Here is a 13,297-nt window from a genome sequence, read left to right on the forward strand (position 1 = left end):
CCATTTCTTCTCTTGTAATGTTTCCATTTGGATCAAATACAGTAGCACTTCTTCCACTGATCAATCCATTTTTATAAGCTGTTTTGATGTATGGAGTATACCAAGCATGATCCTCTACATCTGTAAAGCTTAATTTTATATCTTCTATGTTTAATCCAAGCATTTTAGTTATAAGGGTCGCAAACTCTGCTCTTGTAATAGATGCTCCTGGGTCAAATACATCTTTACTTCTTCCACTAATTATTTCTTTACTCGCCATATCTTCTATAGCTTTTCTTGCCCATTCATAATCATTTAAGTCACTAAAGCTTACTTTTAATTTTTCCTTTTCTACTTTAGGAGTTTGTTGTTTTTCTATTTTCTTTGAAATTACTGCAAATTTTGCAAAGTGAGTTGTTTGTCCGCTTACTTTAGCTTTTTCAAAATCTACTTTCATATTTTCAAGCTCTACCCATTGTTTATGATTTTCATCATAGTAGCATATACTGATCTTTTCTTGATCTTTATCTATTTTTGATTTTTCAAATGGTAATGTAATAGTAATAGCTTTTTTAAAATCTTTATTTTTATCCTTTGTAATCTCATATACAGAACTTACTAATTTTTCATTATCATTTAATTTAAAACTGGATACATTTTTTTTGTTCTCTATTTTTACATAAATATCTTCATCTATTGCATCCTTTGGTATTTCTATAACTACATTATTTTTTTCTACTTTTGAATCCTTATCTTTTTCTACTTTTATTCCACTTGGTAGTGATAAGCCACCTCCACCTGAGCTACCTATTGATGGTCTAGATTTTTCATAGATTACATTATATTTTTTCTCTACTTCCTTTCCTTCTTTGTCTACTCCTTTAATGATAATTGTATTTTTTCCTTCTTGTAATGTAACATAATATTTTCCATCTTGTTCTTTTATTGTTTTTTCATTCAATGTTACTGTAATACTACCACCTATATGATCTTTTACATATGCTTTAAAGCTTAATTGTGGTGTACTTACTTTCATATCCTCTGTTAAACCTTCTACTATAATTTGTTCTAATGTTTCTGCTTTTTTTATCAATCCTTCAATCGCTTTATTTATAGCTACTACTTTTTTATCTACTTCTTCTTTTGTTGTCTCTGGCATTTTTAATGCTTCTTCTAAAGCTTTATAACTTTCTTCTGTATAATCCTTTTTCTCTTTAGTACTTGCTATTTCTTTTATAGCATTTAATGCTTCTTTGTTTATTTCTGTTTCTGCTTTTTTTATCAATCCTTCAATCGCTTTATTTATAGCTATTACTTTTTTATCTACTTCTTCTTGTGTTGTCTCTAGCATTTTTAATGCTTCTTCTAAATCTTTATAACTTTCTTCTGTATAATCCTTTTTCTCTTTAGTACTTGCTATTTCTTTTATAGCTTTTAATGCTTCTTTATTTATATTTGGTTCTTCTGCTACTTTTTGAGCAAAGTATTTACTAAAATGAATAGTTTCAAAACTCACCATCTTAGTAATATAGTCATACACTCCACCCATATTTTCTATACTATCATCATCTTTTAAATAAAATACTTGTACTACTTCTTTAGCTTTCACTTCGTTATTATATGGAATAGATACCTCCATAGGTTCATTAAATTGAATTACCTTCTCTTCTCCTACCTTTGCAGTTAAATCTATTACTATACTCTCTTTTGATACTTTATTTTTTTGAATTTCTGTTAAATGATTTCTTTCTATAACTTTGACACTTAAAGATATTACTTGTTCTTTTGAAATCCATGTATTTGGTGTAATATTAAATACTGCATTTTCTGTTTTTATAGATATTTTTTCTATATTATTTTCTTTTAATATTTTTATTATATTTTCTGGTAATATAGTTTTTATTTGTTTTTGTTCTACCTTTGGTATTTCTATCACCACTTTATTTTCAAGCGCATGATCTTTTATACCATTTAATTTTAATTTTTCATTCATTATTGTTACAGCATTTGCTGTATCTTTTGAAGCTTCTTGAATCGTAGCTTCCTCTACTTTAGCAACTGCCTTTTCATCTTCTATTTTAACTTTTTCTTTTTCAATCTTTTTCATACTTGATTTTTCTACTGTATTTTGTACAAGTTTTAATATATTCTCTATAACCTCTTTAGCATTTTCTTTTTCAATGGCTTTGATTACTTTTCCACTTGCATCTATACACGCTGCTGTTAATTGGATTACTTCTTTTGAATCATGAATAAAATCAACAAGCTTCATTGTATTGTTTATGTTTTTTGCTACCAGTTGATTTAATTCTTTTTTATCATTTTCTTTAGATAATTTTTCTCCTGTCTTTGCCAATCCATTTACTATATTGATACTTTCTTTGAATACATCCTTTGCTCCTTCTTCAGTATTTACTTTTTCTATTGCTTTTTTTATTATTTCACCTATATCTTTTCCATCTTTAACAATCTTTTGAGCATCTTGTTCTGTTTTTATAGCATCTATGTTTTTAGTGAATTTATCAATTGCATCTTTTGTAGCTTTTATTGCATCTTTTTCATTTGTATTTGGATTGTTGACGATATCATATTCTTTTTGATAGTCTGGATTTGTAATATCATCTCCTCCTGAAACATCTTCTCCTGTAACCGTCACTTTTATTTTTTCTGTTCTAGATACTATAGGAAAAGTATATCCTTCATGCTTTGAGTTTTCATCTAATTTGATAGCATATACATCAAATTCTCCTGCTTTGTTCATAGAAATTTCTGCTTTTCCATATCGATCTGTAATATAAGTCTCATTTCCTACATATACAGTTGCTCCTTCTATAGGCTCATTACTTCCAGAGCCTCCAAAATTATTGGTTCTTCCGTTCACCTTTACATATAATTTTTCTCCTGTTTTTAAGCTTGTGTTACTTACATCTATATATCCAAAGGATACTCCAGGATCAATAGATGTATAGTACCATTCTATCTTATCATTATCTTTTATTTCAAATGCTCCCACAGCTTTATTGATCAACACATCATTTACTCGAATCATCCATCCACAAGTCGGATACTCATCCTTAAAATCAAATTCTTGTTCTCCTGCCATTCTTGCAATATAATAACCTTTATTCTTAGAATTTACAATATTATCACTAATTCCTCCTTGTTTCCATGCTACAATAGTTGCTAACAATGCTGTTGGATTGTCAAATACATACTCTTCTCCTTTTAAGTCAATAATTCTGTATTTGCCATCGTTTCCTCTATAATCTTTTAAATTAAAGCTTATTTTTTTATTAAAGATGGTTCCTTTGTATCCTTCCATTCTCATATCTACTGTAATAAATTTTTCTTCTTTTTCTGGTGTAGTATTATCATTTCCATCAGATGGTGAATTCACTTTAATCATTACAGGAACTGGACGAATCCATTTTCCTTTTAAAGGTGCTTCTATCTTTCCTGTACTTGATCCTTTAAATATTACTTTTCCTTCTTCATCTGTTTGCTTTTCTACACCACTATAAACAATAGACTGATTGGAGACAGGCTCTCCATTTGTATCTGTTTTTAAATATACTGTAAATTCTTCACCTGAATTTACTTGTTCTTTACTAAGCTTAAACCTTGTAATGACTGGATCCCATATTTCATCATCTACCAATATTACTTCATCTGCTGCATGAAGCTTGGTACTTGGAATAGCCATACCTCCTTTTCCATTGATCATCCACTGCCAGCCAACTTCTCCATTGATGCTATGGATCATATCTCCATCCATTTCATAATCTACCTTTTGTTTTTCCAAACCTTTTTTTACAGCATCTAAAAGAGTAGTTTCTCCTTCATTTATGATCACTTCTGTCAAAGGAAGCAAGGTCTTTGTAGCTCCCTCTACTCTAATCGTTACTTGTACTGTATTTTCATCTAAAATCTGTAGCTTATCTTGTTTATGAATTCCATTACTCGTTACAATAACATCATATTCTCCTCCCCCAAGTGGGAAAAAAAACTCATAAGCTCCTTCATTATTAGATTTTGTTTCATTAGAATAACTTTTATTTTGATCATTTGTTCTTAAAACTAACAATGTCACAACTGTATTAGGGGTAGTATTTCCTGTAATATTAACTTGATTTCCTTCGTGGTTAATATTACTTGTCATATTATCTTGAGCATGTGAAATAGGTATACATGAAAAAATCATCATAAAAATCATAAAAAAAGCTATACTACTTTTTCGAAATGAATTCATTAGATCCCTCCTCTATTTGGATAAGGCGAGAAAATTCTCACCTTATCTTTATTTTATTTCTTTTACTATGGCCTCTACTAAAGCTCTTCCTTTTAACCAATCATTCCATATCATTGCCTTGATTTCATATTCTCCATCCTTAGGAATCTGAAAGTTTGCTTGTACTTTATGTTTTTGATCTGGAACAAATTCTTTGGATATAAAAGATTGGTAAATAATTCTTTGAGTGTTTTTATCATACAATCCTATAATACACACAGCTTTTTTTCTTTTATCTGATATGTTTTTTATATCAAAAGAAAGAGTTGCTTTGTCCTCATTTTTATCAATATCTACTTCATTTACTTCAAATTCTTGTTTAACTACTACCACTTCTGCAATTGCTTTTATTTCTTTTTTATCATTTAATATAGCTGTTACATTTACTTTTCCTTCTTGATTTGTAGTAAGTTCTCCGTCCTTTATTTCTGCAACAGAAGAATCACTTACGCTCCATACTATCTTATCTTTAGGCACAACAATACCATCTTGATTTTTTACTGTTAAATAAATACTTTTTCCTTTTTCAATCTCTATAGAATTTGGAACAATCTCTATATTTTTCACTTCTACAGGTATCTCTTGAGCAGGAGTAATTTTATAGAATATAGTAGAATATCCTTTTTCCATATATTCATTTAATGCTGCTAGCGCTTGTAATCCTTGTGGAGTTGCAAAGTTTGGGTCTGCTGCATCTGTATGCTTAAACATTCCATTTTGTACTTGATAACTTAACAAAGCTGTTACTGCATTTCCTTTTTTCTTTGTAAACTCAGGACTTTGTGGATCTATTCCCCAAGCAGTCAATCCCATAATCACCTGTGAAATTGATTCAGAACATGCAGTTCCCCAAGAACCAAATTCTCCTGTTTCTAATTGATTTTGACTTAACCATTTTATCGCTCTTTGTGCTGCTAATTTTACATCTGGTCTATCTCTATAAGGAGCTAGTGCATATAGAGCCATTCCTGTCATATCTGGATCTGCTACACTTCCTCCTCCAAATGCCCATCCTTCTCCACTCATATGAGTCAAAATATAATCAATCAAAGAATCTCTTGTATGAATAGCATTTGCTGGTATTTCTGCATTGGCAGCATCTAATGCAATGAGTCCCCATATCGGTGCATTGATTCCTTGACTTAAATTTGGCCAATTTACTATTTTTTCTATTAAATTGACTCCTCCAAAATTAGTAGGATCTCCTCCTCCTGATAAAACAGCTATGGTCGTACGCTCATAATCTGTCATAAAAGAGCCTACTCCCTTTTCTCTTATTTTATTTTCTAATTTTTGAATGGATATTTTCATTTGTTTATTTTGTACACCTGCTGCATTTACAGCAAACATTTTCCAATCATCATCATAGCTTTCTTGTCTGCTATAATAACCGATAGTTTTCATCATAGCATTTTTTATATCTCTATCTGTCACCTTTTGCACTTCTACATTTTTTACAATAATTTTTGCTTCATCTATCAATTGAGGATGATTTTTTAATCGAACTCTTATGATCCCTTCTCCTGTTTGAATTGCCTCTACCCTTCCTCCCTCTACATTGACAATAGGTAGAGTTCTACTCATCCATTCTAATTTTTCTCCTTTTATTTTCATTCCACTTTGTGTAGTTATACTTGCTGTTAGAAAAATATTTCTTCCTTCTATCAACTCAACATTCTTAGGAGAAATTTCAAGCTTTACTTGACTACTATCTTTGAATACTTCTATATTTACTGTATCTGATAGATCATGCTCTACATCAAAAACCTTGATGGTAGCCTTTCCTTCCTTTAACGCTTCTAACTTTCCATTCTCTACCTTTATTATTTCTTCATTATTACTTTCATATTGTAGCTTGTCTAAGCCCATAGGACGATTGTATGTATCTTTCAAATCAATAGAAAGAGTATATTCTCCTCCCCTGATCATAGCAAAATCATCATCTTCAATATGGATATGCTTTGGTATTTGCTCAATAGTATGATCTACAAATTTAAGAAGTCTTCCCCCTTCTCCTACTCCATAGATTTCTCCATTTAATCCAGGCTTTGAAAGGGTATGTATAAAATATTCTCCCCCTTTACTTTGAACCTTTTTTGTTCCATCTGAATTGATAGCATATATATTTTTTCCCATAGGAACATAGATGGTTCCATCTACTCCTATAGCAGGAAGACGTGTATAAAGATGCTTTTGTGATATATACTCTTCTCCCTCGGCTTTATATCCCCATTTTTCCTCTCCTGATTTTGTATCTACTGCATGAAGTACATTGTCCCGTGTTTTATAATAAACTCTATCTTTATATACAGCAGGAGCACTTGCTTCTTTATAAATATCTATACTCCATAGATCTTTTCCATTTTCTCCAAAAAATTTATGAAGTCTATAATGATTTTCCCCTTTAAACGTGACTACATATAAATTGTTATCTTCTCCTACAGCCATTCTCTTTTCATCAGTTCCACTCCAACTTCCATAGTAAATAGTTTCACCATCTAAGCGAATATCCCATTTTTGACTTCCATCTTTATTAATAGCAGTAATATTACTTGTACTTCCTACAAATATAGTTCCATCCGAAGCTACAACTGGAGTATTACAGCTCCAATTCTGCTTAATAGAAGCCTCCCACTTTTCTTCTCCAGTATTTTTGTCAATAGCATACAATGTACCTCCCAAAGTCACTGCATATAAAGTATCTTCTTTTAATGCAGTAGAGGTTCCTATTGCTACCTCATTCTTCATAGGATAAGTCCACAGTACATCTCCATTCTTTTTGATGCAATATATTTTTTTATCTCCTGATGCTATATATGCATTTCCTTTTTCATCAAATACAGGGCTAACTCCTCCTATTTTGTTTTCTTTTCCTCTTTGAAACAAATTTAACTTCCAATCCATAGTTCGATCAGGTGATACTGAAAATAAATACCCACTTGTTACATTTACATATACACTTCCATCTTTATGTATGGAAGGAATTTCATCATATCTTAATGTATCAAAATATCCTGTGCGAAAAGTTCTCTCCCATTCAAAGGTAATTCCTTCATTTTCTTGTGCAAAGGAAAAAGGAGTGTAAACACCAATTAACATACAAACGATCATGGTGTATATGAGTATGTTTTTTATAGTTTTTCTCATATAAATCCTCCTTATCTATTTTTTTATTTCAATATTTTTTTGAATTATTATATTTTTTGATTCTTGGTCTATAACTTTTATATTGATTTGATATTTACCTTCCTCTGGAATATGGATTCCACAATCATAAGCTTTTGTTTCTCCTATATTTACATAATCTTCAAAGGAAGTATTTTGTATTTCTTTTTCCTCGTCATATAAGCTTACTTTTAAAATAATGTCTTTATTTTCTTTTAAATTGTTTTTCATCTCAAGACTAATATCTTGAAAGCTTCCTAGATTAAGCTTATTTCCTCCAACAATATTTAAGCTAAAACCTTTATTTGATATTCCTTTTCCTTTTATAGCCACTAGCCCTCTTTCTCCTGCTGTTACATAAGTGATTCCCTCTTCATCTACCGTAATAGTATCTGGAGCTTGATAAGAAAATGCATCCTTTAAAGATACCTGCCATTGTTTTTCACCTGTTTGTGAATCTACTACATACAACCGAACCAAAGATATATATACACTTCCATCACTTCCAATCAAAGGCTTGTATACCCCATCTGGTCTTCCTACCTTGTCTAAAGCTTTTTTTGCTCTTTCAGAGCCATCTGGATTTAAAAAATAAATATATATATATCTTAAAAAATCATCATATTTTTTCTCTACTGCATATACAGAGCCCCCGTCATCACAGCTTAATGCTACTTTTCCATCTATTCCTTCATATATCCAGTTGACATTTCCTTTTCGATCAATAGAAATCAAGCTGTATTGTTGTCCTTTGTTTTGTTGCAATATAATATTTTCATCTGCTGTGATTTCTTCTATAGATAATTCGCCTTCTCCTGTATAGATATTATTAAGCTTTTTTTCATTTTGAAGAATAAAAACCTTTTCATTCATAGATAAATATAAAACTCCACTTTTAGATAAAAGAATACTACTGTTTTGTCCTATCTCTAAAGGCGTATCCCATAAAAAATCTCCATCCTTGTTTAAATGATAAAGCTTTCCTCTTTGAGTCAAAGCATAAATTCCATCTTCTCCTATTTGAAAAGCTTTGATCCCATCATTTCCTTCTATTCTTTTCCATATGACTTCTCCATTTTTGGGATTTACTTTTATAAAAGCTGTGCTATCTTTTCCATACAAATAAATATCTCCATTTTCATCTATTGTAGGATTTCCTAGGTCCACTCCCAAATAAGCTCCTATTTCAGAGATCCATAACGAATTTCCAGTATGTTTATTGACTGCCAAGAGTCTATTTTCATTGACATAAAAAACTTCATCCTCTTTGCCCATCACATGATATGCTCTTTTTTGCCACCAATGGCCTTCAAGGGGCACCTCCCATTTGATTTCATAAGGTGTGGCTTCAATTTCTATAGGAATGCTACAAGTGATTTCAGGATGATCCACAAGCTTGGCTGTCAATATGGTTTTTCCTATTTTCTTTCCTGTGAGTACTGCATTGTATCGAACTTTATCATCTCCACTCCCACCTTGGTAATTGAGCATAGATGCAATATCGCTATCTGACAAATTCCATTCTATAGGTTGTTTTGGGGCAAATTTTCCATGTTGATCTTCTATAAAAGCTCTGATTGTTCTTACTTCTTCACCACAAGCTCCTTTTAATCCTTTTTCTACATCTACAATCTCTTGATTTTGAGTTTCATTTCCTCTATTAACATCATCATATACAAAATACATTTTTGCTGGAATAGGTGGTTCAATAACTTGTACCTTTATACTTTTATGAATTTTTGGTTTTTCTTTTATGGCTATAGTAATCTCTGCTTCTCCTACTTTTTTTGCTTTCATCATTCCATCTTCTTCAATCAACACTACATTAGAATCATTGCTTTTAAAAATAATTTTTTTATTGGATAATACAGCTTTATTTTGATCTATTACTTCTGCTTTGATCCTATGTTCTTCATTTGGATAGAGAACTATATTTTCTTCATAGAGTCTCAAATCATCTATGACTGAATCTTTTGTATCATAAAGTGTTACTTTTTCTATTCCTACTACACAACTTTCACTTATCAACATTCTATAGATGCTGTTGTCTTGTCCCAAAGTAAATTTGGAGTATTCAAAATATGGTATATCATTTTTATAATCATCATAATAAGCCATAGGATCTCCAGCTTCATCATATATAATTTTATCTGTATAAAGCTTTTGATCTTTTCCTACTCTTCCAAAAAAAGAAGGATAAGGATATTCCTTTAATATCTCTCCTGTTTGAAGATCAAATTTTGTAAAGGTTTCATATTGTTCCTTCCCTTGATAATCCTTCTTGGCTATACTCATATAAATTCCATCTTCTCCTAATACCATTTGTTGTTGATTCAAGTTTAGCTTATGGTTTCTATAAATACCATCCTTTGACCATTTGATTTTTCCTGATGGATCAATTGCATATAAATTTTTTTCATCCGCAATATATACAGTTTTGTCTTGCCCTATCACAGGTTGAACCATAAAATATAATTTAGGATCTGGATTTTCAAACTTCCATAAAAGCTCTCCATTTGGTTGTATAATAAATAAGGTATTTCCTGATACTGTATATACATTTCCTTTTTCATCTACAGGCATTTGTCCATAATTTCCATTATTTATATCATTTAAAATTTTGTTTTTTGTATCAAATTTCCATATTAATCTTTTACTTTTTCCATCTACTGCATATACTCTAGAATCCTTACATCCTACAAATATGATTCCAGAAGAATTTATGACAGGAGTTGTCCAAATTTCTGAATCTAGCTCTACCTCCCATATAAGTTCTCCTGTATGAGGACTCATCGCAAATAATTTATTTTCTAAGCTCCCAAAAATATACTCTACACCTTCTACTTCTCCTATTTCTATAAAACTAAAATTATCTATTTCTGGACTTTTGAAACCTTCCTTTATTGTTCCATCTGAATTGAAAGCTGTGATTTCATAATTCGATGAATTTCTTGATATATTCGTAACAATATACACAGATCCATCTTTTCCTAATATAGGAAACCCCTTGTATCGCTTTTTATCAATTGAAGTACTCCATATAGGCATAAGTATTTTTGAAAAATTTTCTCTTATTTCTAGTGAATAATTAGCATAAACACTAGGATTGTCATATACAGATGCTACCACTGTAATATTTCCTGGACTTTTTCCAGTCAACAAACCATTTTCATCAATTGTAGCAATCTTTGCATCATTTGTTTTCCAATCTACCTTATAATCATCTATTAAATTTCCTTCTATATCATAAGCTATAGTACTCATTTTAATATTTCTTCCTACATTTAATCTTTTTATATTCTCATCTTGAATCTTAATCAATCTAGGGATAGGTTTTCCATATTTTGTATCAAATCTCCAATAGCCTCTTCCCGGTTCATTGTATATACCTGAAAAATATTGTTTGCTATTTTTTGCTTTTATTTTGTTTTTTAGTATTTTTATTTCATAGCAATGACCTCTTTCTAATTTCTTTAATTCTCCATCAGTTCCATAAACTTTTAATACTACTGTATTAGGATTTTCTTCACTAATGAAAAATTCACTTTTTCTTGAATCATTATAATACTTCATATTATTAAATTCTTCATATTTTTCATCATATTGAATTACAAAACGTGCTTTATTTTTTATCTGCTCTTCATCTATTTCAACTGGTTGATTAAAAATCAATTTAAGTTCTGAATCAAATTCTACTCCTTTTGAATCATTTTTTGGATATATACTGACCAACTCTAAAGGTAATTCTGATGATAAAGATGGATTAACCACTTGTTTCTCTATTTGTCTTAGATTGTTTTCTACTAGCACTTCCTTGTCTTTTATATTTTCTTCTTTTTCTTTTTGATCCTTTTGCTCTATCTCTTTTTTTGTATCTTCTTCATAAACTACATTTGTTACTGTTTCTTTTGTATTTTCATTCTTTACTATTTCTACTTCATTTGCAAAAGATGAAAATATCATAGTAAAAATCATACAAATCATGATAAAAATACTTAAAATTTTTCTATTCAATATAGATCTCTCCTTCCTACCTCTTCATAAAAATACGAGAATTAATTTCTAATTCTCGTATTTAAAAATATTCAGAGATTTTTCATTTTAGTATTTCCAGCCTTTAAACTCCCAAACTACAGTATCTCCATCCTTCAATTCATAAATAGAAGCTGCATGGTTTTGTTCATTACCATTTACTGTATATTGCCATCCATTTGACCAATCTGTACTTGAATCATCTGTATCTATTTTTTCTACATAACCACCTTCATTTTTTACAACTACATTATTCTTTACCCATTCTTTTCCATTTTTTTCTTCTAAAGCTTGAATAAGAGCATGTAATGCAGATGCATTTTCTTTTAATACGTCTGTATCATCAAAGTTTTCACCAAATACTTCTTTTAAACTAGTATTTTTTATTGTTAAATCTTTTGAGTCAACTTTTTCAATAGTTTTTCCTATGATTTTTACATGAATATTTTTAGCTGTAGGATTGTCACTAAGTTTTTCTACTAGGATATAACTATCGATAGTTTTTCCTTCTAAGCTAGCTGTAATAGTAGCTCTTCCAGCCCCTTTTAATACAACTTTTACTTTATCTTTCCCAGAAACAGTATTGATTGGTTCTTCATCCTCATCTAAAAATTTTGCTACTTGTTCATCTGAAGTTGTCCAAACAATTCCTTCTTTGTTTTCAATTTCTATCTTTTGATAACTACTTGTAAGACCTACTACCTTCATTTCTTCTACATCATTTTCATTCCCTACTACTGTAAAATCTCTAGAATCATCTAGAGTAAGCATTGCAATGTCAGCATCTGCTGCAAAAGCAGGTATACCTGCAAAGCTTAAAATAAGTGTTAAGACTAACATAAGTGATAATGTCTTTTTCATTTTTTCGTCCCCTTTCATTTTTTGATCTTTCTCTAAATATTTTTTCTATTTATGAAGTTTTCATATGAATTTGAAAACTTTATAACAATGTAACCAAACTCTCCTCTTAAAAAGCACAAAGAGACACCACTTTATAGTAGTGCCTCCAGTTTTCTGGTCAGCTCTGCTTTAAAAATCAAAATCCCCATCTTCCAAAAAAGATAGGGTTTACACGCAAAATAAATATTTGTGAGTATCTTTCCTTTTCTCGGAAGGATGTATACCAAAACTTTTAGGCAGGTCTCCTGACTTGTGGATCAACACTTTCCTTCACCTTCCCAAAATAAAATATATTTCAGTGGCATATTGAAGGTAGCTTTCCACTTACAGTGGCCGGACCGTTTAGGCTTTTCACCTAATTCCCTTTTCATCTTCGATTGATCAATCAAAGAACCTAAAAGATCATATGTAATTTTATTATTATGAATTGTTCTCATTTATTTTTATCAAGCATTAATTTAAAAATCATATTTCTTTTATTATTTCATATTTCTACTATTTTTTCAACCAACATATTACATATTTTACAAAAATAGTTTGACATTTTTCGATAATGTAAGTCAAAATATACTAAAAACTTTACATACATCTATTTTGTTCTCATCATTTCAAACAAAAGTTACTACGTACTCTTTTCATTATTTTATAGATTTGTACAAATTATAAAGCATTACAACAGATTGAGCTCTATTGGCCTCTTGTTTTGGCATAAAAGTATTATCTGGCATTCCACTAATAATTCCTTCTTTTACGCATAATGATACATTATCATCTGCCCAAGGAGCTATATTTGTTTTGTCACTAAATTTTTCTAATTCATTACCATTTGCTTTTTCTTTTCCTTTTTGTGTAAGTACTTTTCCAATGATGGTTGCCATTTCTTCTCTTGTAATGTTTCCATTTGGATCAAATACAGTAGCACTTCTTCCACTG

Annotated in this window: 5 protein-coding genes and 1 riboswitch; all 5 genes read right to left on the reverse strand. The window is 30.3% G+C overall.

Features of this window, described 5'->3' with window-relative positions; translation table 11 throughout:
- The coding region (locus tag EK368_RS02875) for an S-layer homology domain-containing protein (protein ID WP_129596236.1) at nucleotides 1-4,228 on the reverse strand (4,228 nt) is incomplete at its 3' end.
- 48 nt (nucleotides 4,229-4,276) lie between these two features.
- Nucleotides 4,277-7,414, reverse strand: coding sequence for an outer membrane protein assembly factor BamB family protein (locus tag EK368_RS02880; RefSeq protein ID WP_129596237.1), 3,138 nt, complete (start codon nucleotides 7,412-7,414; stop codon nucleotides 4,277-4,279).
- 15 nt (nucleotides 7,415-7,429) lie between these two features.
- Nucleotides 7,430-11,446 (reverse strand): outer membrane protein assembly factor BamB family protein, encoded by a 4,017-nt coding sequence (locus EK368_RS02885; protein ID WP_129596238.1) that lies wholly within the window; start codon nucleotides 11,444-11,446, stop codon nucleotides 7,430-7,432.
- An 87-nt stretch (nucleotides 11,447-11,533) separates the two neighbouring features.
- Nucleotides 11,534-12,325 (reverse strand): DUF4430 domain-containing protein, encoded by a 792-nt coding sequence (locus tag EK368_RS02890; RefSeq protein ID WP_165000300.1) that lies wholly within the window; start codon nucleotides 12,323-12,325, stop codon nucleotides 11,534-11,536.
- 257 nt (nucleotides 12,326-12,582) lie between these two features.
- A riboswitch (cobalamin riboswitch) is annotated at nucleotides 12,583-12,777 on the reverse strand.
- A gap of 225 nt (nucleotides 12,778-13,002) precedes the next feature.
- The coding region (locus tag EK368_RS02895) for an S-layer homology domain-containing protein (protein ID WP_165000301.1) at nucleotides 13,003-13,297 on the reverse strand (295 nt) is incomplete at its 5' end.

Source organism: Anaerophilus nitritigenes (genome assembly GCF_004138215.1).
Classification (GTDB): Bacteria; Bacillota; Clostridia; order Peptostreptococcales; family Thermotaleaceae; genus Anaerophilus; species Anaerophilus nitritogenes.

Excerpts from the sequence above, each read along its gene's own strand:
- EK368_RS02880 (WP_129596237.1), bottom strand. The coding sequence starts at position 7,414 with ATGAGAAAAACTATAAAAAACATACTCATATACACCATGATCGTTTGT.
- EK368_RS02890 (WP_165000300.1), bottom strand. The coding sequence starts at position 12,325 with ATGAAAAAGACATTATCACTTATGTTAGTCTTAACACTTATTTTAAGC.